Raw genomic sequence first — 24362 nt, forward strand, 5'->3', positions numbered from 1 at the left:
CTCATTCCTTGCGCTCGCCCCTTTGGCCGGGCAACACGAGCCCGGAATTAGGGGGAACAGACCCTAGGCTGAAGGCTCACGTAACGTGAGGGTCAAGGGATTTTATGCGACGGAATCGAAGGGAGGGGAAGGCGGAAGCGAGGAGGGAGGCTGAGCGTCCCGCCGGGGAGGCGGGACGTGTCATGCAGTGACAAACCGGCGCGAGCCCAGCGCGCCGGTTTGCGGCATCAATGCTCGTGATGCAGGTACTTCGCCTGACGCGGCAAGCGCAGGCTGACGAAGAACGCGATCACCATCATGGCCGTGACGTACCAGTAGAACGTCGGTTCCTGACCGGCCTTCTTCAGGCCGAGGGCCACGTATTCCGCCGAGCCGCCGAAGATCGCGTTAGCGACCGCGTAGGCCAGGCCCACGCCCAGAGCACGGACCTCCGTCGGGAACATCTCAGCCTTCACGATGCCGCTGATCGACGTGTAGAAGCTCACGATCGCCAGTGCCAGCGAGATCAGCAGGAACGCCGCGATCGGGCTTTGCACGGTCTTGAGCGCCGTCAGGATAGGCACCACGGCAATCGCACCGAGAAAACCGAACAGCAGCATGTTGTTACGGCGGCCGATACGGTCCGACAGCATGCCGAAGATCGGCTGCATGCACATGTACACGAACAGGCAGCCCGTCATGATGTAGCTGGCGGTCTTGATCGGCATGCCGGCCGTGTTGACCAGATACTTCTGCATGTAGGTCGTGAACGTGTAGAAGATCAGCGAGCCGCCGGCCGTGTAACCCAGCACCGTGAAGAACGCGGCCTTGTGGTTACGGAACAGACCCGCGAGCGTACCGGCTTCGCTATTCGTACGGCTGGCAGCCGTCGAGGTTTCGTGCAGCGTACGACGCAGCATGAGCGCCACCACGGCCGTGATCGCACCGACCACGAACGGAATGCGCCAGCCCCATGCCTTGAGTTCGGCTTCGTCGAGCAACTGCTGAAGCACCACGACCACGAGCACGGCGAGCAACTGGCCGCCGATGAGCGTCACGTACTGGAACGAGGAGAAGAAGCCGCGACGGCCCTTGAGCGCGACTTCACTCATGTAGGTGGCCGTGGTGCCGTACTCGCCACCGACCGACAGGCCTTGCAGCAGACGCGCAAACAGCAGCAGCGCCGGTGCCCAGTTGCCGATGCTGGCGTACGTGGGCAGCGCCGCGATGAGCAGCGAGCCGAAGCACATCATCATGACCGAGATGACCATCGAGTTCTTGCGGCCCTGACGGTCGGCAATGCGGCCGAAGATCCAGCCGCCGATCGGGCGCATCAGGAAGCCCGCCGCGAACACACCCGCCGTGTTGAGCAACTGCGCCGTCGGGTCGGAACTCGGGAAGAACGCCGGCGCGAAGTAGATCGCGCAGAACGCATAGATATAAAAGTCGAACCACTCGACCAGATTCCCGGACGAGGCCGCCACGATGGCGAAGACGCGTTTGCGCACTTCTTCCGGTGTGGGCGGGGCGTTGGTGGTGTCGGCGCTCGTTGTGACTGTGTCTCTCATTTCTATTGGCGATGTGCGGCATCGCGTTAATCACGTTGCAACATGACGCAAATGCGATGGGTCCATCCAATATGCACTTCACACATTAACGAATCCGCACATCGCGTCGCGGGGGCGGGGCAACTATAGCGGTTACCCGCAGGCCGGGGCAATGCCCACGCGCCGGATTGATCATTTCGGAATTGGAAATAATCGCCGGGATTGTTGCGTTGCAGCATGGTGATCAACCGCGTCAGGCGGTGATCTGCACAGGGTGAAGGCCTGTTTCGGCAGGGAGTACGAGGACCTGAAAATTCTTTGAATTTCTCGCCATGCGAGACGGCGCCAGTCACACGGCCAGTTATGACCCAGACGCAAAGCGTATTTCTCTCAGGCACTTATTTGCTTTTCGATATCCATTGGTTAGCCGCGCGCGGGCGGGTCATTACCATGAAGGGCTACTTCGTCCGTTGGCCCTCAGATGGGCAGGCCGTCCGGAGTGGTCCGATTTGGCCCGATTCGGCCAGAAGCCAACCAGCAGTGAAGTCATGCAAGGCGATACGTTATTGATCAAGTCGGGCGGTGAGGCGGCGCTCACGGAGTGGCAGCATCATTTCGCTCGCCTGATGCCCGGGCTGCGGGTGTACGGCTGGGACGACCCCTTCGTCGATGCGCGCTGCGTGAAATACGCGCTCGTGTTTCAGCCCGACCACGGGCGGCTGGCCGACTACCCGAAATTGCGTTTGATTCTGAGCGCGGCGGCGGGCGTCGACCATATTCTGGCCGACCCTGCATTACCCGCAGATGTGCCGATCGTGCGCATGATGACCGACGAGACGCGCGAGCGCATGAGCGATTACGTGACGTGGGCGGCGCTCTCCATCGTGCGCGACATGCCGGTACTGATTGCCGCGCAACGCGAGGGCGAGTGGGCCAACGCGCGCACCGGGCGCCTCGCCCGCGACACCCGCGTCAGTGTGTTGGGGCTGGGCGAACTGGGCCGTGCCGTGGCGACGCGGCTGCGAACGCATGGTTTTCAAGTGAACGGCTGGGCGCGTACGTCGAAGTCGCTCGACGGCGTGAAAGTATTCGCCGGTGAATCGCAGCGTAATGCGATGCTGGCGCAGACCGACATTCTGATCAATCTCCTGCCCGATACGCCTGCGACACGGGGCATTCTGGATCGCGGGTTATTCGCGCGCCTGCCCACCGGCGCCAGTCTGATTCAGGTCGGGCGCGGTGCGCATCTGGACCGGCAGGCGTTGCTCGACGCGCTCGACAGCGGCCGATTGCGCTCGGCGGTGCTCGACGTTTTCGATCTCGAACCGCTGCCACCCGATGACGCGCTACGGCGCCATCCCAATATTGTCATCACGCCGCACATCGCCTCCACCGTGTCGTATGCGGCACGGGCGCGGCAAGTGGCCGACGTGCTCGGCGCGCACCTGCGAGGCGCGCCACTGCCGTTTGTCTACGACGCTACGCGAGGGTACTGACGCCCATGAAATTCTCATCGAACGCTTCACCCGACGCGGGGGGAGACCCGGCGCCCGCCGACGTCGCCGCCATTGCGCGTGGCGAGGAAGCCTATGAACGCATCCGTCGCGATGTGCTGGCCTGCGCGATCATGCCGGGCACGATCATCAGCGAGGCGGAACTGATGCGCCGCTACGAGATTGGCCGCGCCAGTTGCCGGGTCGCGCTCGTACGGCTCGTGCATGAAGGGTTCGCACGTGCGATTCCCCGGCAAGGCTATCGCATCGCCCCCATCACGCTGGCCGATGTCGAAGAGATCTTCAACCTGCGCGCGCAGCTTGAGCCGATGGCGGCACGGCTGGCCTGCGGCAACGTCGACACCGACCTGCTACAGCGCTTGAACGACGCCTGCGAAGCCCCCAATGCGCACAAGCCGATCGGCCATCAGATCGACTGGTTTCTGCATACCAACCGAAAATTCCACCTGACGATCGCGGCGGCCAGCGGCAACGCCCGGCTCTATCGCACACTGGCCGGGTTGATGGACGACATGGAGCGGCTGGTGTCGCTGGGCTTCGGGGTGCAGGGCATCCGGCCCCGCATCGAAAGCGATCACGAAAGCATCATCTCGGCACTCGCGGCGAGCAACCCGTCGCGCGCCGAAGCGCTTGCCCGCCGTCATATCGAGACCTTCCTTGCGCAGACGAAGGAACAGGTGTTCGCCAGTCTGTCGACGGCAGGCGCGTGGCTGCCGTACTTCTCCATCGCCGAATTGCGCAAGTAGCCTCATCGCCGGATCAGGCTGCGGACAGCGATGGCGCGTCGCGCCAGCCGCGACCCGGAATGGCGTCGAGCAGCGAGCGCGTGTACGGATGCGACGGGGCGCCGAAGATCGCCGACGTATCGCCATACTCCACCACGTTCCCCGACTTCATGACCGCGATGTGATCGCACAGTTGGGCGGCCACGCGCAAATCGTGCGTGATGAACACCATCGACAAGCCAAGCTCCGATCTGAGCCGTGCGAGCAAGCGCAGTACTTGCGCTTGCACGGAGACGTCGAGCGCGGAAACGGGCTCATCGGCCACCAGCACCTTGGGGCGCATGGCCAGTGCGCGTGCCAGACCGATGCGTTGGCGCTGCCCTCCTGAAAACTCATGCGGAAAGCGATCGAGCGCGTCGGCAGATAACCCCACAAGTTCGAACAACTCACGCGCGTGGTCATGCGCCTGCTGATGAGATTCGCCACGCGCCATCGGCCCTTGCGTGACGATATCGCCAACGCGACGGCGTGGGTTGAGCGAACTGAACGGGTCCTGAAACACCATCTGGATATCGAGTCCCTTCACGCGTGATGCCGCATCGAGGGATTCCGGTGCGAGGTCTGCGTCGCGATAGAGAATGCGCCCCGCATCGGGCGTCACCAATCGAAGGATCGTTCGCGCGAGGGTCGACTTGCCCGAGCCGCTTTCACCGACAATGCCCAGCGTCTGACCGCTGCCCACTTGCAGATTCACATCTCGCAAGGCGGCGGTGTGCAGATGCTTCTTGCCGAGCCAACCGTGTTTGCCGTAGGACTTCTGGACTTTCTCGATACGCAGCACCGGTGGCGTGACGTCCGGCGTGTGAGGTGTGTGGCCCGCACGTGCCGATGACGGCTCGAACGAAGGCAACGCCGGTACCGCCGCAATCAATGCACGCGTGTACTCGTGCGATGGCCGTGTGAGCACCGCATCGACCGTCCCCTGCTCGACGATCTTGCCGTGGCGCATCACCGCGACCCGATCGGCAATCTCCGCAACGACGCCAAAGTCGTGCGTGATGAAAAGCACGCCGGTGCCCTTGCGTTGCTGAAGATCGCGAATGAGCGCGAGAATTTGCGCCTGCGTGGTCACGTCGAGCGCGGTGGTCGGCTCGTCCGCAATCAACAACTCGGGTTCCAGTGCGAGCGCCATCGCAATCATCGCGCGCTGCCGCTGCCCGCCGGAGAGTTCGTGCGGGTATCGCTTCGCGGCTTCGGAGGGCGACGGAATCTGCACCGCATCGAGCCAGTCGAGCATGCGCGCCCGGATGGTACTGCCGGGCAGCCGCGTGTGCGTGCGGTAGACCTCGGCGATTTGATCGCCGATGGTGCGAAGCGGGTTAAGCGCGGTCATCGGCTCCTGAAAGATCATGCCGATGCGCGAGCCTCGCCACCGGCGGCGCTCGGCTTCGGGCAACGTGAGCAGATTACCTTCACCATGCCACGCAATACGTCCGGCGCTGGCTTGCACGCCCGAGGGCAGCAGACCCAGCAGCGCACTGGCGGTCATCGACTTGCCCGAGCCGCTTTCGCCCACCATGCACAGGATTTCGCCTTGCCCGAGTGAGAACGACACGTCGTGCAGTGCATGACGGCGATCCGCATTGGGCGGCAGATCGAGGGTGAGATGTTCGACGTCGAGCAGAGTGGTCATGGTGACGGTCCGTGAAGTTCGCGAAGGCGCCGCGAGTCGTTGGCGAGCGCTCAGAGGCGCTGGCCACCGCTCGCGTCGATACATTGGCCGGTGATCCAGCGCCCGGCGTCGCTGGCGAGAAATGCCACGATGTCCGCAATGTCGCGAGGCTCGCCAACCCTGCCGAGGGCGACCGTGCGGGCGATCTCCTGACTCGCGACCGGGTCGCTCGCGCGCCGGTTCAGATCGGTGGCGGTGGCACCGGGCAACACGGCGTTGACCGTGATGCCGCGTGCGCCCAGTTCCGCAGCGAGCAGGAGCGTGAAGGCTTCCAGTCCTGCCTTGGCCGGGGCATAAACGCTCATCTCGGGATAGGCCGCGCGCGTGCCGATGGACGACACGTTCACGATCCGCCCGCCGTCGCGCAGCGCGCCCAGTGCCTGTTGCGTGAGGAAGAACGGCGATTTCAGATTGACTTGCAACACGCGGTCGAAGTCTTCCGGCGTCACGGCGTCGATGCGCGCGCGTAAGCCCACGCCAGCGTTGTTCACGAGAATGTCGAACCGCGGCGCGAGATCGCGTTCAGTCAGTGCGGAAATGAAGCGCTCGATAAGCGTGCTCGCGCCATCCGCTGCGGACAGATCCGCGTTCACCGCGAAGGCGGTCGCGCCACTGGCGATGAGCGTTGCAACGAGATCGTCGGCATCGTGCTTCGCGGCGTTGTAATGCACGGCGACCGTGGCGCCGCGTGCCGCCAGTGCCTTGGCGATGGCGCGGCCAATGCCACGGCTCGCGCCTGTAACCAGCGCGACTTTGCCGTCGAGACGAATGGGGTCTGTCGAGGGGGCGAGCGTCATGACGTGAGAGCTCCGGAGGTTTGGGTAGCGTTTTGACGGCTGTCGTTCCAACCGCCTTGAGATTCCAGCGCACGCGCCTGTTGCAGCAGCGCGTGGCGATCGACCTTGTTGGTGCCTGCCCACGGTAGTTCGGTGACGAACGCGACACGGCGCGGGTGCTGATAGGCGGGGCCGTTGGCGAGCGCATGTTGCTTGAGCGCTTCGACGGTGAGCGTGCTGCCCGGCTGGCGCACGACGAACGCGACGGGCACGGCCGCGCGCTCTTCGTCGGGCAACGGCACGACGCTGGCCTGTCGAACCTCCGGGTGTGCTTCGAGCAGCTTCTCGACCTCGACCGGATAGATGTTCTCGCCCGCGCAGACAAACATGTCGTCGGCGCGACCGACGAAGTAGAAGAAGCCATTGGCATCGCGGCGCATCACGTCGCCGCTGTAGTACCAGCCGTCGTCGAGCACCTGTGCCGACTTCTCCGGCAGACGGTGATACCCGCGCATGACCGCCGGGTTGCGCATGCACAGCACGCCCTGGCTGGCGTCGGGGCCGTCGACGAGTTTCACGGCATCGGGCGAGATCGGATACCCGAGCGCGAGCGGGGGCAGGGGGATGCCTTCCGGATGCTGGCCGAAGATGCTCGGCCCCGCTTCCGTCGTGCCATAACCGTGGTGGATGTGCGTCTTGGGGAATGCGGCCTGAATGCGATCGAGCAGCGCCACGCTCATGGGGGCCGAGCCGAGCATGACGCGTGCGAGCGCCGGGAAATCGCGCCCGGCCAGCGTCTGCGGGTCTTTGATCAGACGCGCGAACATCGTCGGCACGGCGGTCAGTACGGTGATGCGGTAGCGCTCCAGTGCATCGACGTACGACGGCACATCGAACGACGGCAGAATCACGATCGTGCCGTTCACGGAGAACGCGCGTTTCGCCATGAACAGACCGTTCATATGAAAGAGCGGTTGCGCGAGCAGATAGCGCTCCGCGGCCGGATCTTTTGGCTTGGCGTAGTTGACGGCCAGCGCCCAGAGTTGCCCCGCGTGCGTGAGCGGCACGCCCTTGGGCTTGCCGGTCGAGCCGGACGTGTAGAGCATTTGCGCGACGTCGTCGTCCTGCGGTTGCACGGAAGGGAAGTCGGCCGGCTGCACTTGCGCCGCGAAGCCTTCCGGACCGGCATCGTCGAAGTCGATCACAGGCACGCGCGCAGCGAGCGCATCACGGCGGGCACCGTCGACGAACGCGAGGGCGATGTCCGCGTCGTCAATCACGTAGTCGAGAATTTCGCGTGACTGCTTGATGTTGATCGGCACGGCAATGTACCCGGCGCGCATGATGCCGAAGTAGGCGATCAAGAACTCCGCGCGGTTAAGCGATGCGATGGCGACGTGGGCACCAGCGGGCAGGCGGCGTGCCCGCAACGTGGCGGCGACGCCACCCGCCAGCCGGTGAATATCGGCGTGCGTGTACGTGACCGGGCGGGCCGCATCGCGTAGATCCACGATAGCGGGCGTGTCCAGAGGAAGGGTTCGGTCGACGAGGTCGCCGAGGTTATGCCAGCGGTGAGTCATGACGTTCAGGCAACAAAAAAGGTAACAAGGTCAGCGGCCAGATGACGGTGGAGTCAGCGTTTTCGCAGCGATGGGTTGAGGGCGTCGTTCAGGCCGTCGCCCACGAGGTTCAGCGCGAGTACGGCGAGCATGATCGCGATGCCGGGTTCGGCGCACAGATACCAGGACGAGCGAATCAGCGTGCGGCCCTCGCCGATCTGGCGGCCCCAGCTCGCGACGTTCGGGTCGCCCAGACCGAGGAACGCGACGACCGACTCATAGAGAATCGCGCCGGCCACGACGAGCGTGCCCATCACGAGTACGGGCGGCAGCGCGTTGGGCAGCACTTCGCGCAGGGCGATGCGCCACGGCGATAAGCCGACCGTGCGGCAGGCCTGCACGAACTCGCGCGATTTGAACGACAGGCATTCGGCGCGCGTCAGCCGTGCAATGGGCGGCCACGACACGAGCGCCACGGCGATCACGGTGTTCTCGATGCGCGGACCGAGAATGGCCACGACAGTCAGCACGAACACCACGTTGGGCACGATCTGAAACAGTTCGGTGAAACGCATGAGCACTTCGTCGAGCCAGCCGCCCCACCATGCCGCCATCGCCCCGATGCTCACGCCAATCGCCGTGGCGGCAAGACTCGCGACGAGCCCGATGGCCAGCGTGGCGCGAGCGCCATGAGCGAGCAGGGCGGCAATGTCACGTCCGAGTGCGTCGGTGCCAAGCGGGTATTGCCATTGCTCGAACGGCCAGAGCTCCGGCGACGCGACAATGCGCAACGGGTCACCCGGATACCACCATCCCGCCCCCAGCGCGACGAAGACGATGAGCGCGAGCAGCACGGCGCCCGCCACGGCGCCGCGATGACGCAGGAATTGCTGCCACGCGCGATGGTCGCGCTTGGCTCGGGCTTTGCCACCGGAGGCGCCTGAGGGGGCGAGCGCATCGAGTGTCGGATCGGCGGAAGAAGTCATAAGCGTGGAGCAGGGGAGCTTGGGAGTGCTGGGAGTGCTAGGAGATGCCGCGAACGAGCCGCGTCAGGACGCCTGTGTCCGGATGCGGGGATCGAGTCGCGTGTAGAGCAGATCGACGGCGATGTTCGCGACGATGACGAGTGCCGAACTCAGCACCAGCAATCCGAGCACGACCGGGTAATTTCGGCTCATCACACTGTCGAACAGCACGCCACCGATGCCGGGCCAGCTGAACACCGCTTCGACGACGATGCTGCCGCCGAGCACCGTACCCAGTTGCAGGCCGAGCAGCGTGACCACCGGCAACATGGCATTGCGCACCATGTGCCGCACGATCACCGCCCGGCGTGTGAGGCCTTTGGCGAGTGCCGTGCGCACGTAATCCTGCCGCGCGACTTCAAGCATTGACGCGCGCATGACGCGTGCATAGGTGGCGGCGTAGAAAAGGCCAAGCGTGAGGGCGGGCAGTGCGAGGTGATGCAGCACGTCGAGCGACGCATGCCACGCACCGATGACACCGGTGCCGTAGTCCATGCCGATGGTCGTCATGCCGCCCACGGGAAACCAGCCGAGCTGCACCGAGAACAGAATGATCATCATGATGCCGAGCCAGAAGCTCGGCGCGGCGAAGCACACCACGGCAGCGGCCGAGACGAGCGTGTCGCGCCACGTGTCGACGTTCACTGCCGCGACGACCCCTGCCGTCACACCGACCAGCACGGCAATCACCAAGCTGGCGAGCATCAGCACGAGCGTGGCCGGCAGGTGCGCCATGATCACGTCGAACACCGGCAGGTTGTGACGGTACGAATAGCCGAGATCGAGATGCGCGACCGCATTGATGTAATGCAGCAACTGCTCCCACAGCGGCTTGTCCATGCCGTATGTCACGCGCAGGCGCTCGATCAAGGCCGGGTCGGTCACCTGCTGCTCGGCCGTCATCACGTCGAGCAGCGTGCCGGGTACCGACTGGATCAGGCAGAAGTTCATGACGATGACGCCAAGCAGCAGCGGCACCGCCTGCACCAGACGGCGGAACAACAGACGCGTCACCATGGCGGTGGCCTCCTCATCGAGCCGTCACGACGCGAGCCAGACGTCGGCGAGCGCATCGCCCTGCACGTTGGCACTGGTCGTGGCGCTGCGCACGTTGGTGCGCGAGAGCGTGAACGATTCCATCTCGACGAGCGGCACCAGTGGCACATCGGTGGCCGCCAGGCGGGCGAAGTCGTGCGCGAGCTGTTTGCGCTTGGCGTTATCGGTCTCGACCGTGAGCCGGTCGACCAGCGCATCCATGGCCGGGTTCGAATAGCCGGTGGCGTTGCGGAACGCGGCGCCCTTGACGATGCCGTCCGTCGTGAAGAACTGCGTCACCACCGGCACCAGCTCTAGCGGCGCGGTGAAGTTCGACACGGCAATGTCGTAGTCGTAATCGCTGTAGATGCGCTTGAGTGCCGTGGCGCGGTCCACCGAATCGAGCTTCACGGTGATACCGACATCCTGAAACGCCTGCTTCAGATACTGGCCGAGCTTCGCGTTTTCTTCGAACCATGCGGCGGCGACGAGATTGAGGGTGAAGCGCGAGCCGTTCTTCTTCGGCAGCCCGGCCGCATCGAGCAGCGCGTTGGCCTTGGCCGGATCGAACGGATACTTGGGCACGTCATCGGTGAAGAACAGCGGGTTACTGCGGAAGATCGGCGACACCGCCGGTTTGCCGCGCCCGAAGTAGATCGTGTCGATGATGAACTTGCGGTCGATGGCGAGCAGCAGCGCTTGCCGGACCTCGCGACGTTTGACGTGTTCGCGTCGCTGATTGAATTCCACCGTGACCGTCCACGCGGCGTTTTCATAGCCTTTGGTGTCGAGCACGATCTTGCCGGTCTTGACCAGACGCTCGATCTCGCGCCCGGGCACCGGGTTCGAGAACGCCACGGCGAGTTCGCCGGTCTCCAGCGCAGCAGCGCGCGATGCGGGGTCGCCCCACCAGCGGATGATGAGCTTGTCCGGATACGGCTGCGCCGCATTCCAGTACTGCTCGTTGCGGGAATAGGCGACGTGGCTGCCGCGCACCCATTGCCCGTATTTCCACGGGCCGGTGCCGACGGGCGTGTTGTTGAGCGGGTTCGTGATGATGTCTTTGCCCGCATACAAGTGCTTGGGCACGACGACCTGATACTGACCGGCGAGAATCGACTTGAAGAAGAACTCCGGTACCGGGGTCGTGAATTCCAGCTTCACGGTATGCGCATCGACGGCGCTCACACGCTTGAGCGCCTTGAGGGCGACACCCGCAGAGATCGGCTTCCAGTGTTCCTGCACGTTGTAGACGACATCGTCGGCAGTGAACGGCGTGCCATCGTGCCAACGCACGTTCTGGCGCAGCGCGACGGTGTAGGTCTTGAAGTCGGCGGAGGCGCGCACGTCGGTCGCCAGCACCGGCTGAAACGCCAGCTTCTCGTCGATCTTGAGCAGGCGTTCGAGAATCTTGGTCGAGGTCATGAACGGACTGGAACCGCCGCCGCCCGGCACAAACAGCGCCTGCGGCTCAAGCCCGCCCCAACTGGCCACGAGCGTGCCGCCGCGACGCGGGACAGCAGCGCCCGGCGCATCGGCGGCCACGGCACGCGTTGGCGAGATCAGCCAGCCTGTGGTGCCGGCAACAGTGGCAGCAACAGTGGCACCAGCAGTGGCGAGCGTGCCGCCAGCGGTGCGGTAGAGGAAGTGGCGTCGGGACATGCCCCGGGTATTGCGCATGATGAACTCCGGAAAACGCGGCGCTCACGCTTTTGCGCTGGCGCCTTGATACGTGTGGCGTACGTCGGTGCGGCGTTTTTGCCGCATCAGATCAATGCTTCAAGCGGGTGGCAGCGTGGCGTAGCTCGCTCGGCCGATGGCCACGAGGGCGCCTTGCGAATTGAAGAGATCGACGTCGGCCACGCCGATGCTCTTGCCGAGGCGGCGCACGCGGGCAACGGCGCGCAGATCGGTGTCGATGGCGGGGCGCAGATAATCCACGCGGAAATTGACCGTCGGCAGACCGCGGCCGACGAGCATGCCCACGGCAAAGTCACCGACGGTATCGATCACGGCCGCGAGCGGGCCGCCATGCCACTGACGGGTGCCGGAGCCGCGCTCGAACGCGTTTTGAAACGGAATCTCGACGTCGAGCGTTTGCGCGTCGTGGTCGATGCCGGTCACGCGCATGCCGAGCCACGCGATGAAAGTCGACTTGTCGAAGGCCTGCTGAACCTGTTCGGCCGAGAGAGTGACGGGGGTGACGGCGGTGCTCATGCGGCCACCAGTACCTTGCCGACGATCTGGCGGTTTTCCAGAGAGGCGAGGGCGTCGGCACCTTGTTCCAGCGGCCACTTCTTGTCGACGAGCACGCGCAGCTTGCCCGAGGCCACGAGGTCGAGCAGTTCGTGCAGGTCTTCGCGCTCCCAACCGTTCGAGCCGCGCACTTGCAATTCGAACGTCCAGATGAAGCGCAGGTCTTCCTTGGGATCGAAGCCGGCGGTGGCGCCGCACGTCAGAATGCGGCCGCCTTGGCGCAGGCAGCGCAGCGAGCGTGTCCACGTGTCGCCGCCGGTGAAGTTCACCACGACGTCCACGCCGCCGTTGTTACCCGCGCCGCGACGGCGTGCCGCCTTGCCGTAGCGCGTGCGCACGACTTCCACAAAGTCTTCTTCCGTGTAGAGGATGATGTCGTCCGCGCCAATTTCGCGCAGGCGCTCGCCTTTCTCGACCGAGCCTGCGCAAGCAATGACCTCTGCACCCGCCAGCTTGGCGAGTTGCACGGCGCACACACCGACGCCGCCGCTGGCGCCGAGAATCAGCACACGCTCACCGGCTTTCACCTGCCCGATGCGCTGCATCATGCGCAGTGCGGTCCCATAGGCCACCGGCAACGCTGCGGCGTCGTCGAACGATACGGCGTCCGGCAGGCGTACGAGTTGGTGTGCCGGTACGCGGCACAGTTCGGCCAGACCGCCGTGGGTGGTCTCGCCCACGAGGCCGCCGGTTACGCGATTGATCGGGTCGACGAGCACGCGCTCACCGACTTGCCAGCCGTCGACGCCCGGGCCGACGCTGGCGATTTCCCCAGCAACGTCGAGCCCGATGATGACGGGGAACGGCAGCTTGATGCCGGGCATGCCGCGACGCGTGAACACGTCGTGATAGTTCAGCGACGAGGCGCGCACGCGCAGCACCACTTCGCCGTCACCGGCCACGGGATCGGGGAAATCGGTTTCGAGACGGAGGGCGTCGTTGCCGCCGTGTTCACGCAGGACAATGGCTTTCATAGTGGCGATTCGTCAGTTTCAGGGTGAGCGACGCCCTCGGGCAGTCGCCGATCATTTAAAAAAGAAAGCGGGAAACGAACCCTGTTGGTGCCTATCGATGCAGGTCGCGGCTTAGGTGGCTAGAGCCGCGGGGCATCGAGTCGGGGTTGGCTGGATTCGTATCAGGAAGGTCAGGCGGTCATGAGGCTTCGGGCGCGCTCGCCAGTCCGTGAATCGCCTGCGCAGTGATTTGCAGGCCATGCGTGAGCACGCTGTTGCGCCACACCGATGACACCGGCAGGAACGCGTCGAGCACGTCCGCGCGCAATTGACGGTCGCGCAAGGCGTCGGGCTTGGCCGGTGCACGCGAGCGCAGCCATTGATCGAGCCGGTTGGCGACGCTGGCGTTCGAACCACGCGTGCCGAATTCGACTACGGCCCCGATCACCGGGCGGCCCTTGGCGAATTGCTCCACGCCACGGAACACGAGCCCCTGATAGTCGGGGCGGCGCAGACCGTGCGGCCGTTGATCGAGCACACGTTCTGCACCCCACCAGCGGGCGGCTTCGCGTTGTTCGGCACTGTCTTCGCCGTTGAAGCACAGGAAGAACGGCTCGCCGTACTCGCCAATGCCCGTGTGCCAGTCGATCAGACCGATGCGCTGCGCCTGCGACAGGTCGCGCTCGATGATCGTCTGAAGCGTGACGTTCGACCATTCGCGCGATTGGCCGCCATAAATCAGGCCGTCCGGGTGCGTGTACTGGCCGCTCGCCAACGTATTGAACAGGGCGTCGGCACCCTGTTCGGCACGAAACGCATCGATGGTGCGTGCGCTCTGCGCGAGACCGTCAGTGGTCCATTCCAGCGGAATCAGATGCTCGTGCAGTGTCGCGTAAGCGGCGTTCTGCGGATACGGCTTGGCATGGTCGACGAAGTTGCGATTCAGATCGACGTTGTGCTCAGTCGTACGCGTGGCATGGGCAAAGCCGTAGGGATTGAGCGCATGCACGAAGGTCACGGCGACATCGGCGGGCAGAGAGTGGGCGGCGTGCGTGAGCCATGCCGTTTGCACGGCAGACCCTGCGCCGCCTTCGAGCCCATGCGTGCCGCTGATCGCGAGCAGTTGATGCGGTGCGCGAGCCGGGCCGAGCCGGGCGACGTCGATGCTCAGCTCACTGCCGTCAGGCGCTTTCGCGTCCGGGTGAACGTACGTGCTGAGGTCGGCGCCCGCGTGATCGGCCGCGGTGCGAAAGCGCTGACGCGCATCCGCATAGTCCACGCCGAACGCCTGCCACCAAGTGGGTTGCTGGCTCATGCCAGGTCTCCCTCGATGAATTGCAGCGCGACGTGGAAGCCGTCAGCGGCGGCCACCAGCACGCTGCCGTCGGCCAGCGTCGTCGACGGTACGCGGTTTTCCTTGAGCGTCGCCAATACTTGGGCGAGCGAGCGCGTGCGCAGAATCAACGCGACGTTGCGCTCGCTGCCGTCTTGCGTCGTCTCGACCTTGCCAAAGCGGCGTTCGGCTTCAGCGGGCGTGACGAATTGCACGCGTGCGCGACCGGCTTGCAGCGCATAGCCGTCGTGACCCGAGGCCGTGAGCACACCCGGGCCGAAGACGCGGTCGTAGAGGGCGGCGGTCACGGCAGGGTTCGGCGACGCGATGACGAAGCCGACGATGTCGGTCACGCCATTCGGGTGTTCGCGCCACTCATCGCGCCACACATGTTCTGGCGTGAAGTGGTGGCAGAAGAACGTGCGGCCGTTGCGCACGAGTTCCGTCGACAGGCGCACGGTGCGGAAGCGGGCATCTTGTGTGGTGCCGTCGGGCAGGCGCACCGGGCGGAAGAATTCGGCGGGTGTTTCCACGGCGACGCCGCGTGCTTCCAGTCCGGCGTGCAGCGCGTGCGAGTCTTGCGTCTTGAAGACGAGTCCGGTCAGGCCGAGCGGGGCCTGCGTCACGTCGGGGCGTGCGGTCGACTTGCCGGCTTCGTAGCCGAGCAGTTCGAGATAGTTCTCGCCGAAGATGGCCAGATGGTTGCTCGTGCCCAGCGAATGGTGACCGCGCTCGGTCAGGGCGAAGCCCAGACGGCGGTAGGTGTCCACGGAGGCTTCGAGTTCGCCTTTGACGTTGATGACAACGTGATCGAGGACCGGGGCGGGGATCTGGCTCATGCGCGGCCCCCGTTGCTGTGGCGTTGGCGGCGCTGGATCAGCGGGGACGAAACGGACGAAACGGACGAAACGGACGAAACGAGGGTGGCGGCGATGGCTACGCCTTGATCGATACGACTGGACACGACAGCTCCCGGCAGAAATAGGACGACGCGTCCATTCTAGGAGGAAGTGTCCGCCGGGCAAACTGACCGTTTTTGCTTTGCTTAGCGACGCTGGCGGGATCGTGAGGCGCTCACGACGCCGGGGGCCTCGGCAGGGGCTTCAAGGGTGTTCACGAGATGGTCGGAGAACGCCTTGACGCGGGGGCTCAGTTCGCGCCGTGAAGGGTACACGAGATAGAGGCCCGCTTGCGAGGACGTTGGTGACGACTTGCCCGCCGGTGTGGCGAGCGCCCAACGCACGAGTTCACCGCGCGCAACTTCGGGTTCGCAGGCGTGTTCGGGCAAGACGGCCACGCCGGCCCCCTTGAGCGCCAATTGTTTGAGCAACGCAAAGCTATTGGTCGCCACCACCGGGTGAGCGGGCGGGGCCAGTGCAGCGGAGCGGGGCAGCGCGGCGGGAGCGGCGCGGCTTTTGAACGCCAGTTGAGGCGCATCGGGCATCGCAGCCTTTCCATAGGCCGGATTGACGAATCTCCCGAAGCTGAAGGACGCAATGCGCCGCGCGATGACGTGATCGCCGCCCGGGTTGCCGCCTCGAATCGCCATATCGAGGTTGTCGTCCACAAAATCGCTCACGCTGTCGTCGACGAGGATGTCGAAGCGAATCCCGGGATGCGCGGCCCGAAACGAGACGATGGCTTCGCTCAACGCCTCAAAGGAAAAGTCGAACGGAACACTCATGCGGATCGACCCGGCGAGCGCAGACACGCCCGGCACACCCTGATCTTCGGCCTCGCGCAGTGCTGCAATCGCCGGGGCGACACGTTCGTAATAGGCCCGTCCGTCGTCCGTCAACGCGATACGCCGTGTCGTACGCCGCAACAGCACTACGCCGAGATGCGCTTCGAGGGCGGCCACACGGGCACTGACTGTTGAGCGGGGAATATCCAGCAGGCGTGCCGCGCCCGAGAAGGCGCCGCACTCCACGACGGTCACGAAGGCGAGGGTGGCATTGAGATCCATTGTCCAGTCCATTGGCAAGTCTTGCCAATTTTAGACGGCTTATCGTGCAGATGGCGAGTCGGCAGAATGCGGGTGAATCTCACCGTGTGTGAGCCTCAATTTCCGAGAAGGAGCCAGACGTTTCATGCAATCCGAATTCAATCCGCATGCCGACACCGTGTCTTTCGCCAACATGGAAGTCCGCTTGATCGAAGGCGTTAGCACGCCGCGCCACGGCAGCGCACGCGATCTCACCATCATGGACATGACGGTCAATCCGCACGGCGGCGCGCCGATGCATCGTTCGCTCGATGAGGAAAAGACGTTCGTTCTCTCGCAGGGGCGCTTGCGATTCACGGTGGGTGAGACGACGCAAGACGTCGCCGCTGGCGACACCGTCAACGTCGCGAAGGGCGAGGTGCACGGCTTCACGAACGACACCGATACGCCCGCCCGCATGTTGCTGGTGTCGACGCCCGCGCGTCACGACGCGTTCTTCCGCGCCATGGCGGCGCTGCCGGTGCCGCACGAGCCCGAGGCAGTGCGCAAGGTATGCGAGACCTACCGGCAGGTGATTCTGGGGTTGTAACCCCGCTCCGGCTTATTGGTCGAACGGCACACCCGCTGCGCGCAGCCGTCGCATGGCGCTATCCAGATGGGCCCGCGCACTGTGCGGGTCGCCTGCGCGCATCTCGGCGGCGGTGCGGCGCGCAATGGCTTCGGGCACTGGGCGAAGTTCGCGCCCGGTACTCATGGCCTTGCATTGCACTTCGCAAGCACGCTCGAGGTAGTAGAGGTCGTCCCATGCTTCTGCAATGTTCGGCCCCGCGACCATCACGCCATGATGTTTCATGAAGACGATATCCGCATCGCCCATTGCTGCGGCGATGCGGTCGCCTTCTTCATTGCCCAGCGCGAGGCCGTTGTAGTCGGTGTCGAGTGCCACACGGCCGTAGAACTTCAGTGCCGTCTGCCCTGCCCAGACGAGCGGCTCGCCTTCGCTCATCGCGAGTGCCGTGGCCCACGGCATGTGCGTGTGAAAGGCGACGCGCACGCGCGGGTTGGCGCGATGCAGACGCGCATGGATATAGAAGGCGGTCGCCTCGGGCACACCGTCGCCCGCGACGATACTGCCGTCAAGATCGCACACCAGCAGACTCGACGCCGTGACTTCCTCGAACGCCAATCCGAACGGGTTCACGAGAAACCATCGGTCGCTGCCGGGCAGCATGGCCGAGAAGTGGTTGCAGATACCTTCCTCAAAACCATGCATCGCCGCCAGACGAAAGCACGCCGCGAGTTCTTCGCGGGCGGTGCGCACGGCGGGGGCATCGAGATCAATATCTGCCGTACGGCCATGCGGCGATGTCGTCGCACCATCGTTGTTCAGGGTCAGCGTGTGTGCCATGTCGTCGTCTCCATGAGCGAAGGGGCTGGCGTCGTGCGCCTTACCAGCCGCATCCGTCGAATAATGGCACCACGGCGTCGAGCGTGGGAAGTGTGGCGTCGGGCGTGTAGTCAGGCAGGCGCTGACGGCCCGTGCCGCGATCGATCCAGACGCAGCGGAAGCCGATGTCGCGTGCCGCCGCATGATCGAGATGCGGGCTGGCACAGATATGCACCACGTCGTCCTTCGTCACGCCGAGTTGCGCATGCGCATGGTCGAACAGACGCCGGTCCGGTTTATACGCCCCGGCTTGCTGCGCGGTGATTACCCGGTCGATATGGCCGCCGAGTTGTGCCACGTTGCCCGCGATGATGTCGTCATCCGTGTTGGATACGATGCACAACCGGTAGCCGCGCGCCTTGAGTGCGGCCAGCGTGGCGACAACTTCAGGGAACGGTGGCATGGCCGAAATATTGCCGGTCAGCACTTCGATGTCCTGCGGCGAGGCTTGCAGCCCGAGGTCTTGCAGGGCGAGTCGCAAGCCTTCGCCGGCCACGTCGCGAAAGCGCTGGAACGGCGGCGTTTGCTCAAGCCGGTGCTCGTGGTGATCGAACCGTGCAAGCAGGTCGCGCGTGGCGATCCGATGATCCGGCTTACTCGCGAGAATGCGCTCGACGGCATTGCGCAGGCCTTCATCCCACTGGATCAAGGTGCCGTAGCAGTCGAAGGTGAGCCATTGCGGCCGGGAGCTTTGCTTGAGCGAGTGGGACATAGCGGGTGGCGCGCGAAGCGCGTTATCGATGGGAACACCGCCAGCGTATGGTGTTCGACTCATATTTTGAAATTAAATTAAAATGCATCACTTATCGATAATGTAAATATGGTGCCGCCATGCTCGACCTTGGCTTGCTCAGAACACTTGTCGCCGTCGTGGACGAGGGCAGCTTCACGCGTGCGGCCGAGCGGGTGCACCGCACGCAGTCGACCGTGAGTCAGCAGATTCGCCGTCTCGAAGACGATCTGGGACGGCAACTGCTGATGCGCGACCGCTCCGGCGTGCTGGTCACGCCTACGCCGCACGGCGAGTTGCTGGCGCAATACGCGCGCAAGCTGCTGGCGATCTCGACCGAGGCGCTCGATGCCATGGAAAGCGATAACCGCGTGACGACGGTGCGGGTGGGCATGCCCGAGGACTTCGATGCGCGACGCATGGCCGACATCCTGTCGCAGTTTGTGCGGGCGCAGCCGGATATCCGGCTCGAAGTGCTGGCGGGGATGAGTACGGATCTTCGTCAGCGGCTCGCGGCGGGCGATCTTGAACTGGCGCTCGTGAAACGCGAGCCCGGGCAAGGGGAGTGTCTTGCCGCGTGGCCCGAGCGATTGGTCTGGGCGATGGCGGCCGACGCGGGCGCGCAGGCCTTTGCCGATGCCCCGGTGCCGCTCGCGCTGTTTCCGCAGGGATGTATCTACCGGCAGCGCGCCATTCGCAGTCTGGACGCGCAGCACCGGCCGTGGCGCATTGCATTCGGCAGTCACAGCCTGACGGGGATTCAGGCCGCCGTGTCGTCAGGACTTGGCGTATCGGTGTTGCCCGAGAGTGCGCTGCTGGACGATCACACGGTATGCAACACGCTGCCCCCGCCACCGCCGTCGGAAATCGCGTTGATCGACGGTGGCGGTCCGGCATCGGCGTCGCAACGCGTGCTGGCCGATTTTCTACGTCACACGGTGATGGCGTAACGCGATCACACGGCGCCCGACGCCGACTCGCCCCGGCGCTCGCGCGCGTCGGCGGGCCCCATGCTCATCTGCACGGCCAGCGCACACAGGAACGCGAAGATGCCAGCGGCAAGAAACGCGCCGCTGAAGCCGCTGCTGTACGCCACCCGACCGGCGTCGAGCAGCGCGGTGTTGAGTGCGGGGGGATACAAATGCAGTGCCTGCGCAAAGTCGCCTGCCGAAATAGCATCGGCGAAATCGAGCCGGGTGGCCACGTCGTGGGCAGCAGCGACCGGCGCTGTACTCACCACCTGCGGCAAATGCGCGGCGACGCTGCGATGCACGCCCGCCGTGAGGACGGCGCCCAGCGCGGTGTAGCCGAGCAAAATTCCCGAGAAGCGGAACGTTGTGCTGATGCCCGAGGCCATGCCCGCCCGCTCGCGCGCAATCGTGCCCATGATGGCCTTCTGCGTTTCACCGTTGAGCAAGCCGCCGCCGCTGCCGAGCACGAACATCGCGAGCATTAGCGACAGCGTCGAATGGGCCAGATCCTGCGACGACACATACGACATCGCCAGATTGCCCACACCAGTGAGTCCCAACCCGATTACGAGAATCCGGTACGACGGCAGCCATGCTGCCAGCCGCTTGCCCACTTGCGGCAGCAGCAACATCGCCACGGCGAACGGCAGCATCGCGATACCGGCACCCAACACCGTCTCGCCCCGCGCGTTCTGGAGAAATTGCGGCAACAACGAGGCCATCACTTGCGCACACGCGGCGTACGAGAACATGGCGAGCGTGGCACCGGCGAAAGGCCACGAGCGGAACAGCGACAAGTCGAGCATCGGATGCTCACGTGCGCGCTCCACCATCGCGAAGACGATGAACAACGCACCGCCTGCCGCGATGCGCAGGAGAATGCCCGGGCTGGTCCAGCCCTGCGCCGGGCCGACGATGAACGCCCATGTCACGCAGAACATCGCCGAGGCAAACAACGCGATGCCGGGCACGTCGACAGGACGCTGCACCTGCGCTTTCGACTCGGGCACGATGCGCACGACGGCAAACGCCAGCGCCGCACAAATCGGCGCGTTGACGTGAAACGCCCAGCGCCAGCCCAGTGTGTCGCCGATGATGCCGCCGATGAGCGGCGAGAGCACCATCGTCAGGCCCATCACCGCGCCCCACAAACCCCATGCGCGGGCGCGGGCTTCCTTCTCGTGAAAGCCGTGACCGATGATGGCGAGCGCAGGCGCGAGCAGGAAGGCCGCCCCGACGCCTTGCGCTGCGCGAGAAAAATAGAGCCACTGCGCCGTGGGGGCGAGGCCGCACGCGAGCGAAGCCAGCGCGAAGCCCGCGATGCCGCACAAAAACACCCGGCGGCGGCCAAAGCGGTCGGCAATCGACCCGGCGGGCAGCAACAACGCGGCGAAGCACAGCACATAGGCGCCGATGACCCACTGCACGTCGGCGAAGCTCGCATGCAACTGCGCCGAGATTGTGGGCAGCACCACGCCGACGACATTGGTGTCGAGCACCGTCATGGCGCAGCCCGTCGAGGCCGTCAGCAACAGCGCCAGACTGCCCGTCGCCGAGCCTTCCGGCGACGTGGCGGCGCTACCGGAGTTAGCGGACTTGGGCGTTGCCATGGTTGCTATCCGGTTGTGTCAGGCCATCGACACCGGCCTTGGCGATTTCTTCGTCGTGCTGCGGGGTGTCGGCCGACACGCCAATGGCGCCGACCACCGTGCCGTTCACCACGAGCGGCAGGCCGCCGCGCATGAGCACGTAACCGGGGGCCGTGCCTACGGCGCGACGGCTGCCGTTCAGGGCATCTTCAAGCACACCGCTCGGGCGGCGGAACAGGGCGGCGGTACGTGCCTTGCCGGGTGCGAGATCGACACCCGCCGGGACGGCAGCGTTGTCCATGCGTACGAGCGCGATGGGCAGGCCACCGGCATCGACGACCGAGATGACGCACGGCCAGCCTTCGGCAGCCGCTTTGGTCTGCGCCGCGCGAATCACGTTCTGCGCCGCGTCGAGCGTGAGCACCGGGCGCGTGGGCAGTTCGGCGGCACGCGCGGTAAAGGGGGCTGCGCCTGCGCACAAGGCAATCGACACGGCAATGGCCTGTGCGGCGTGGCGAGGATTGAACGTGTTGAAACGAGACATCGACATCATCATGAAACTCCCTGCAAAGGTGACAAAAGCATGCGAACGATCGACGTTAGTTGTGGGCGATTCGCATGTCGTCATTCGATCACGCCAGGGCGCGTGAGTCATTGCCGGGCGGCGGCGAAGTTATTAGGTTCAACCTAATGAAATGCACGGTGACGGGTGAACGGCGGGCGCGGTAGCATGGCAGGCACCCCCTGCCAACGATGAGGACTTCGTGGAACTTCGGCACTTTCGCTACTTCGTGACGCTTGCCCAGACACTGCACTTCGGCCGCGCGGCGCAGGCGCTGGACATTGCCGCGCCCACGCTGACCGTGCAGATTCAAGACATCGAGCGTGATCTTGGCGTGCAGCTATTCGTGCGCAGCCGGCGCGACGTGCGGCTGACGCCCGCCGGTGAGATGTTCTTGCAGGAAGCGCGTCAGGTACTCGCGCAAGCCGAGCGGGCCGTGCTCGCAGGGCAGCGGGCGGGCCGTGGCGAGACCGGGCGGGTGGAGATCGGCTATGCCGGATCGGCGGTCTTCTCCGGCGTGTTGCAGTCGCAACTCGCGACGTTCCGGCAGGCGTGGCCGGGCGTGATCGTCATGGCGCGCGAAGTCCCTCAGGGCGAACTGCCGATGATGCTTGTCGAAAACCGTATCGACATCGCATTGCTGCGCATGCCGATGAATCTGCATACCCGCCACCGGGCGCACGTGCTGTTTCGCGACAGCTTCTGCGTGGCGCTGCCCGCCGGTCATGCGCTGGCTGCACCGGCCGGTGCCGTCGATGCCGATGCGTTGGAGAACGAGCGCTTCATCGTGCCCGAGCAACCGCTGGGCACCTACGAGGTGGCGCGTCGTGGTGGCTTTACGCCCGTCGGCATGACGACCCCCGGCTCGCTGGTCGCGGTGCTCTCGCAAGTGGCGCTGGGTGAGGGGGTGGCGATCGTGCCGGACGTGCTGGTCGGCGCGACGGCGATTCCGGGTGTTGTCTTCAAGCCGTTGGCCGGACCGCCGATTCACTCTGAAATTTCTGCCGTTTTCCGCAGCTTCGAGCCGTCGCTGGCGGTGTCGCGCCTGATTGCACAAATCACCCAGACGCCGGCGATTACGTCGTACGCGCTGTTCGATCGGGCAGAGTGAGTGGCGATTGTCACATCGGGTCGGTATCGTCGCCGATCCCGCTACCCGTGTTGCCGTTCACGTATTGACCCGTCATGTCTTTCGCGCCGCTCGTTCGCATTGCCAAGCCCGCCGATTGTGGCGCCCTTCAGATGCTCTATCGCCAATTGGTCGACGATGATCGGGTGAGCGTCACACCGTCGCAAATCGAAGTGCTCGCACAAGACACGCGCACGCGGCTGTTCGTCGCTGACGTGGAGGGCATCGTGCGCGGCACGGTGATCGTCACCGTCTGCCCGGACGCGATGTATGCCGATCAACCGTTTGCCGTGATCGAGAACATCGTTGTCGATACGCAGTGCCGTGGCAGTGGCGTCGGCCGTGCGTTGTTGCGTGAAGTCGAACGATTCTGTCTCACGCAGAACTGTTCGAAGATGATGCTGCTCAGCGCAGTCGCCCGTGCCGAGGCGCATCGGTGCTTCGAGCACTCGGGGTTTCTCGGCGATATCAAACGCGGGTTCGTGAAGTACCGCCGCCAATTTGCGCAGACTAGCTGACGCGTCGCCTTACTCGTCCGGATGAAAGCGGGCGAGCAGTTCCAGAAACAAGTCCAGCGCCCGTGTGTGCGGTCGTGAAGTTTCGGTGATGGCGCTGATGGTGTTCTCGTACTCCGGCCCCGAGGGGACTCGCACGAGCGCGTGCCGCTTCGAAAATAGCGATGCGTAATACTGCGGCAACAGCCCCACGTAATGCCCGGATAGCACCAGCATCGCGACCGCTTCCAGCCCCGAGGCCGCCGGGCCGCGGGTGAGCCCCAGCGTGTTGAGCGCCTCGTGCACGAACGGCTGTGAGCGATAGACGAGCGGCAACGTGTTCGCGTCGCGCAAGCGATGGCGCGCCACGAATAGCTGATGGCGTTCGATAAAGAGCCGCTGGTAGTTGAAACCGGCTTCGCGCCGGTACATCCCCCGAATGGCGATCTGCACCCGGCGTTCGCGCAACGCGAGATCGAGTTCGTTGAAGGTCATCACCGTCAACTCGACCTTGACGTCGGGCGCCTGCGCCTTGAACTCGGCCAATGCCTCGGGGATATGGCAGCCCACATCCGACACGATGTGCTCGACCATGCCGATCGACAGCGTACCCGACAACACGCCACGCACCGCGTCGATTTCCGGGCGAATCCGTTCCAGCGACTTGAGCGCGTCACGCGCCAGTTCCAGCGCTACCTTGCCCGCGTGCGTGAGCACGAACCCGGATGGGCCACGCTCGCAAAGCCGCGCGCCCAGCGTCTCTTCCACGTCGCGGATGTGACGGCTGATTGACGCCTTCGACATATTCAACTGCTTTTCCGCCGCCGCGAAGCCGTTGGCCTGCGCCACGGCACAGAAGATGCGCAGTGAGCGCAAGTCCCGTTCGTTGAAGTCCCGTCCCGCCATGAATCGGTTCCTGAGAAGGTTTCGTTTTTTGCAACCATACCAATAAAAAAATCATTTTTCATGATCTTTTTGCCCGCATACAGTGAATTGCAAGGCGCCTGACATGAGGTCGTCATGACCCGCAGGGCCGCCCCGATTCAACAACACCCCACAAC

Annotated in this window: 23 protein-coding genes; 6 read left to right on the forward strand and 17 right to left on the reverse strand. The window is 64.7% G+C overall.

The genetic code is table 11. The features are described from left to right. Positions 1 to 227: 227 nt before the first annotated feature. Positions 228 to 1547: an MFS family transporter gene (locus AT302_RS03600; RefSeq protein ID WP_058377250.1), complete on the reverse strand. Its 1320-nt coding sequence runs from the start codon at positions 1545 to 1547 to the stop codon at positions 228 to 230. Positions 1548 to 2074: 527 nt separating this feature from the next. Here AT302_RS03600 and AT302_RS03605 point away from each other — a divergent pair. Next, positions 2075 to 3022: a 2-hydroxyacid dehydrogenase gene (locus AT302_RS03605; RefSeq protein ID WP_058380076.1), complete on the forward strand. Its 948-nt coding sequence runs from the start codon at positions 2075 to 2077 to the stop codon at positions 3020 to 3022. A 5-nt stretch (positions 3023 to 3027) separates the two neighbouring features. Beyond that, positions 3028 to 3786 carry a GntR family transcriptional regulator gene (locus AT302_RS03610; RefSeq protein ID WP_058377251.1) on the forward strand — a complete coding sequence of 253 codons (759 nt, stop codon included), beginning with the start codon at positions 3028 to 3030 and terminating at the stop codon, positions 3784 to 3786. A 13-nt stretch (positions 3787 to 3799) separates the two neighbouring features. Here AT302_RS03610 and AT302_RS03615 read toward each other — a convergent pair whose 3' ends face one another. The 11 genes from AT302_RS03615 to AT302_RS03665 all read right to left on the reverse strand — a co-directional run bounded on the left by AT302_RS03615 (position 3800) and on the right by AT302_RS03665 (position 16400). Further along, complete coding sequence (locus tag AT302_RS03615) at positions 3800 to 5458, reverse strand: ABC transporter ATP-binding protein (RefSeq protein ID WP_058377252.1); 1659 nt, start codon at positions 5456 to 5458, stop codon at positions 3800 to 3802. A 50-nt stretch (positions 5459 to 5508) separates the two neighbouring features. Next, on the reverse strand, positions 5509 to 6294 hold the full coding sequence (locus AT302_RS03620) for an SDR family oxidoreductase (RefSeq protein WP_058377253.1): 786 nt from the start codon (positions 6292 to 6294) through the stop codon (positions 5509 to 5511). Beyond that, positions 6291 to 7853, reverse strand: coding sequence for a class I adenylate-forming enzyme family protein (locus tag AT302_RS03625; protein ID WP_058377254.1), 1563 nt, complete (start codon positions 7851 to 7853; stop codon positions 6291 to 6293). Before AT302_RS03625 ends, AT302_RS03620 begins: the two co-directional genes overlap by 4 nt. A 53-nt stretch (positions 7854 to 7906) precedes the next feature. Continuing rightward, positions 7907 to 8818 carry an ABC transporter permease gene (locus tag AT302_RS03630; RefSeq protein ID WP_058377255.1) on the reverse strand — a complete coding sequence of 304 codons (912 nt, stop codon included), beginning with the start codon at positions 8816 to 8818 and terminating at the stop codon, positions 7907 to 7909. A gap of 63 nt (positions 8819 to 8881) precedes the next feature. Next, the gene (locus tag AT302_RS03635; RefSeq protein WP_058377256.1) at positions 8882 to 9874 is read right to left on the reverse strand and encodes an ABC transporter permease; all 993 of its coding nucleotides are present in this window, start codon (positions 9872 to 9874) and stop codon (positions 8882 to 8884) included. 24 nt (positions 9875 to 9898) lie between these two features. Next, positions 9899 to 11572, reverse strand: coding sequence for an ABC transporter substrate-binding protein (locus tag AT302_RS03640; protein ID WP_058377257.1), 1674 nt, complete (start codon positions 11570 to 11572; stop codon positions 9899 to 9901). A gap of 99 nt (positions 11573 to 11671) precedes the next feature. Next, positions 11672 to 12109, reverse strand: coding sequence for a PaaI family thioesterase (locus AT302_RS03645; protein ID WP_058377258.1), 438 nt, complete (start codon positions 12107 to 12109; stop codon positions 11672 to 11674). Beyond that, positions 12106 to 13122 carry a quinone oxidoreductase family protein gene (locus AT302_RS03650; protein WP_058377259.1) on the reverse strand — a complete coding sequence of 339 codons (1017 nt, stop codon included), beginning with the start codon at positions 13120 to 13122 and terminating at the stop codon, positions 12106 to 12108. The genes AT302_RS03645 and AT302_RS03650 overlap by 4 nt, the downstream gene beginning before the upstream one ends. Before the next feature lie 178 nt (positions 13123 to 13300). After that, on the reverse strand, positions 13301 to 14416 hold the full coding sequence (locus AT302_RS03655) for a M14 family metallopeptidase (protein ID WP_058377260.1): 1116 nt from the start codon (positions 14414 to 14416) through the stop codon (positions 13301 to 13303). After that, positions 14413 to 15273: a VOC family protein gene (locus AT302_RS03660; RefSeq protein WP_058377261.1), complete on the reverse strand. Its 861-nt coding sequence runs from the start codon at positions 15271 to 15273 to the stop codon at positions 14413 to 14415. Before AT302_RS03660 ends, AT302_RS03655 begins: the two co-directional genes overlap by 4 nt. Positions 15274 to 15479: 206 nt before the next feature. Beyond that, positions 15480 to 16400 (reverse strand): LysR family transcriptional regulator, encoded by a 921-nt coding sequence (locus tag AT302_RS03665; RefSeq protein ID WP_058377262.1) that lies wholly within the window; start codon positions 16398 to 16400, stop codon positions 15480 to 15482. Between the two features lie 124 nt (positions 16401 to 16524). Between AT302_RS03665 and AT302_RS03670 the strand changes: the two genes are divergently transcribed. Next, entirely contained in the window at positions 16525 to 16968 is a 444-nt protein-coding gene (locus AT302_RS03670) for a cupin domain-containing protein (RefSeq protein ID WP_058377263.1), read from the forward strand. Positions 16969 to 16980: 12 nt separating this feature from the next. Here AT302_RS03670 and AT302_RS03675 read toward each other — a convergent pair whose 3' ends face one another. Both AT302_RS03675 and AT302_RS03680 read right to left on the reverse strand, forming a co-directional pair. Beyond that, entirely contained in the window at positions 16981 to 17787 is an 807-nt protein-coding gene (locus AT302_RS03675; RefSeq protein WP_058377264.1) for an aldolase, read from the reverse strand. Between the two features lie 40 nt (positions 17788 to 17827). Next, positions 17828 to 18538, reverse strand: coding sequence for a haloacid dehalogenase type II (locus tag AT302_RS03680; RefSeq protein WP_058377265.1), 711 nt, complete (start codon positions 18536 to 18538; stop codon positions 17828 to 17830). 119 nt (positions 18539 to 18657) lie between these two features. Between AT302_RS03680 and AT302_RS03685 the strand changes: the two genes are divergently transcribed. Beyond that, positions 18658 to 19506, forward strand: coding sequence for a LysR family transcriptional regulator (locus AT302_RS03685; RefSeq protein WP_058377266.1), 849 nt, complete (start codon positions 18658 to 18660; stop codon positions 19504 to 19506). Positions 19507 to 19511: 5 nt separating this feature from the next. On the opposite strand, the gene AT302_RS03690 is transcribed toward AT302_RS03685, so the two are convergent. Both AT302_RS03690 and AT302_RS03695 read right to left on the reverse strand, forming a co-directional pair. Beyond that, positions 19512 to 21137 (reverse strand): MFS transporter, encoded by a 1626-nt coding sequence (locus AT302_RS03690; RefSeq protein WP_157125671.1) that lies wholly within the window; start codon positions 21135 to 21137, stop codon positions 19512 to 19514. After that, complete coding sequence (locus AT302_RS03695; protein WP_084656517.1) at positions 21115 to 21660, reverse strand: GlcG/HbpS family heme-binding protein; 546 nt, start codon at positions 21658 to 21660, stop codon at positions 21115 to 21117. The genes AT302_RS03690 and AT302_RS03695 overlap by 23 nt, the downstream gene beginning before the upstream one ends. 220 nt (positions 21661 to 21880) lie before the next feature. On the opposite strand from AT302_RS03695, the gene AT302_RS03700 reads away from it, so the two are divergent. Continuing rightward, on the forward strand, positions 21881 to 22789 hold the full coding sequence (locus tag AT302_RS03700; protein ID WP_058377267.1) for a LysR family transcriptional regulator: 909 nt from the start codon (positions 21881 to 21883) through the stop codon (positions 22787 to 22789). A 74-nt stretch (positions 22790 to 22863) separates the two neighbouring features. After that, the gene (locus AT302_RS03705; RefSeq protein WP_058377268.1) at positions 22864 to 23325 is read left to right on the forward strand and encodes a GNAT family N-acetyltransferase; all 462 of its coding nucleotides are present in this window, start codon (positions 22864 to 22866) and stop codon (positions 23323 to 23325) included. Positions 23326 to 23334: 9 nt separating this feature from the next. Here the strand turns inward: AT302_RS03705 and AT302_RS03710 are convergent, their stop codons facing one another. Beyond that, complete coding sequence (locus tag AT302_RS03710) at positions 23335 to 24207, reverse strand: LysR family transcriptional regulator (protein WP_058377269.1); 873 nt, start codon at positions 24205 to 24207, stop codon at positions 23335 to 23337. Positions 24208 to 24362: the final 155 nt, after the last annotated feature.

Source organism: Pandoraea norimbergensis (assembly GCF_001465545.3).
Classification (GTDB): domain Bacteria; phylum Pseudomonadota; class Gammaproteobacteria; order Burkholderiales; family Burkholderiaceae; genus Pandoraea; species Pandoraea norimbergensis.

Coding starts and splice junctions, on each gene's coding strand:
- AT302_RS03670 (WP_058377263.1), top strand. CDS start 16,525: ATGCAATCCGAATTCAATCCGCATGCCGACACCGTGTCTTTCGCCAAC.
- AT302_RS03705 (WP_058377268.1), top strand. CDS start 22,864: ATGTCTTTCGCGCCGCTCGTTCGCATTGCCAAGCCCGCCGATTGTGGC.
- AT302_RS03620 (WP_058377253.1), bottom strand. CDS start 6,294: ATGACGCTCGCCCCCTCGACAGACCCCATTCGTCTCGACGGCAAAGTC.
- AT302_RS03665 (WP_058377262.1), bottom strand. CDS start 16,400: ATGGATCTCAATGCCACCCTCGCCTTCGTGACCGTCGTGGAGTGCGGC.
- AT302_RS03610 (WP_058377251.1), top strand. CDS start 3,028: ATGAAATTCTCATCGAACGCTTCACCCGACGCGGGGGGAGACCCGGCG.
- AT302_RS03675 (WP_058377264.1), bottom strand. CDS start 17,787: ATGGCACACACGCTGACCCTGAACAACGATGGTGCGACGACATCGCCG.
- AT302_RS03625 (WP_058377254.1), bottom strand. CDS start 7,853: ATGACTCACCGCTGGCATAACCTCGGCGACCTCGTCGACCGAACCCTT.
- AT302_RS03640 (WP_058377257.1), bottom strand. CDS start 11,572: ATGCGCAATACCCGGGGCATGTCCCGACGCCACTTCCTCTACCGCACC.
- AT302_RS03685 (WP_058377266.1), top strand. CDS start 18,658: ATGCTCGACCTTGGCTTGCTCAGAACACTTGTCGCCGTCGTGGACGAG.
- AT302_RS03695 (WP_084656517.1), bottom strand. CDS start 21,660: ATGTCTCGTTTCAACACGTTCAATCCTCGCCACGCCGCACAGGCCATT.
- AT302_RS03660 (WP_058377261.1), bottom strand. CDS start 15,273: ATGAGCCAGATCCCCGCCCCGGTCCTCGATCACGTTGTCATCAACGTC.
- AT302_RS03690 (WP_157125671.1), bottom strand. CDS start 21,137: ATGGCAACGCCCAAGTCCGCTAACTCCGGTAGCGCCGCCACGTCGCCG.
- AT302_RS03630 (WP_058377255.1), bottom strand. CDS start 8,818: ATGACTTCTTCCGCCGATCCGACACTCGATGCGCTCGCCCCCTCAGGC.
- AT302_RS03710 (WP_058377269.1), bottom strand. CDS start 24,207: ATGGCGGGACGGGACTTCAACGAACGGGACTTGCGCTCACTGCGCATC.
- AT302_RS03635 (WP_058377256.1), bottom strand. CDS start 9,874: ATGGTGACGCGTCTGTTGTTCCGCCGTCTGGTGCAGGCGGTGCCGCTG.
- AT302_RS03615 (WP_058377252.1), bottom strand. CDS start 5,458: ATGACCACTCTGCTCGACGTCGAACATCTCACCCTCGATCTGCCGCCC.
- AT302_RS03600 (WP_058377250.1), bottom strand. CDS start 1,547: ATGAGAGACACAGTCACAACGAGCGCCGACACCACCAACGCCCCGCCC.
- AT302_RS03645 (WP_058377258.1), bottom strand. CDS start 12,109: ATGAGCACCGCCGTCACCCCCGTCACTCTCTCGGCCGAACAGGTTCAG.
- AT302_RS03605 (WP_058380076.1), top strand. CDS start 2,075: ATGCAAGGCGATACGTTATTGATCAAGTCGGGCGGTGAGGCGGCGCTC.
- AT302_RS03650 (WP_058377259.1), bottom strand. CDS start 13,122: ATGAAAGCCATTGTCCTGCGTGAACACGGCGGCAACGACGCCCTCCGT.
- AT302_RS03680 (WP_058377265.1), bottom strand. CDS start 18,538: ATGTCCCACTCGCTCAAGCAAAGCTCCCGGCCGCAATGGCTCACCTTC.
- AT302_RS03655 (WP_058377260.1), bottom strand. CDS start 14,416: ATGAGCCAGCAACCCACTTGGTGGCAGGCGTTCGGCGTGGACTATGCG.